The sequence below is a fragment of the Acinetobacter rongchengensis genome, assembly GCF_003611475.1.
Lineage (GTDB): Bacteria > Pseudomonadota > Gammaproteobacteria > Pseudomonadales > Moraxellaceae > Acinetobacter > Acinetobacter rongchengensis.
In genome coordinates this window covers 1-791 of the sequence record NZ_RAXT01000171.1, presented here as the reverse complement: position 1 = coordinate 791, position 791 = coordinate 1, and the positions used below count along the sequence as shown (strand labels likewise).

The 791-nt window shown below is 65.2% G+C and carries 1 protein-coding gene and 1 pseudogene; both read right to left on the bottom strand.

Going from position 1 to position 791, the window contains the following annotated elements; all coding sequences use genetic code 11:
- Nucleotides 1–271 (bottom strand): mercury resistance co-regulator MerD (gene merD, locus D7V20_RS19340; RefSeq protein WP_120385415.1); only part of this gene is annotated, 271 nt, incomplete at its 3' end.
- Nucleotides 272–288: 17 nt separating this feature from the next.
- Nucleotides 289–791, bottom strand: a pseudogene (locus D7V20_RS19335) (mercury(II) reductase); the annotation flags it as partial.

The following is a 791-nucleotide window of genomic DNA, read 5'->3' as shown; positions in this document are numbered from 1 at the left end:
ACTGACGCAGCAGGGCAAGCTGCGCGGCCGCTTCGTCGCCGTCCGCCGCATCCAGCGCCCGGCACAGCCGCGCCAGTGCGTCCAGGCCGATACCCGCTTCGAAGGCAGCCCGTACAAAGCGCAGCCGTTGCAACGCGGTGTCATCGAACAAGCCGTAGCCGCCCGTGGTGCACGCGACCGGCCGTAGCAATCCGCGCAGCAGGTAGTCGCGCACGATATGCACGCTCACCCCGGCATCAAGGGCCAGCCGGGACACTGTGTAGGCGCTCATTGAACACCTCCTTTTCCTCATCCGGCGCAGCACGAAAGCTGCTTCACGTCCTTGCTGAAGGTCTGCGCCGCGAGCTTCAGCCCTTCGACCATGGTCAGGTAGGGGAACAATTGGTCGGCCAGTTCCTGCACGGTCATACGGTTGCGAATGGCGAGCACCGCCGTCTGGATCAGTTCACCCGCTTCCGGGGCCACCGCTTGCACGCCGATGAGCCGTCCGCTACCTTCCTCGATGACCAGCTTGATGAAGCCGCGTGTGTCGAAGTTGGCAAGCGCACGCGGCACGTTGTCCAAGGTCAAGGTGCGACTGTCGGTCTCGATCCCGTCGTGATGTGCTTCCGCCTCGCTGTAGCCCACGGTGGCGACCTGCGGGTCGGTGAACACCACGGCCGGCATTGCGGTCAGGTCCAGGGCCGCATCGCCGCCAGTCATGTTGATCGCAGCACGGGTGCCGGCCGCTGCCGCCACATAGACGAACTGAGGCTGGTCGGTGCAGTCGCCAGCCGCATAAATGTGTGGCG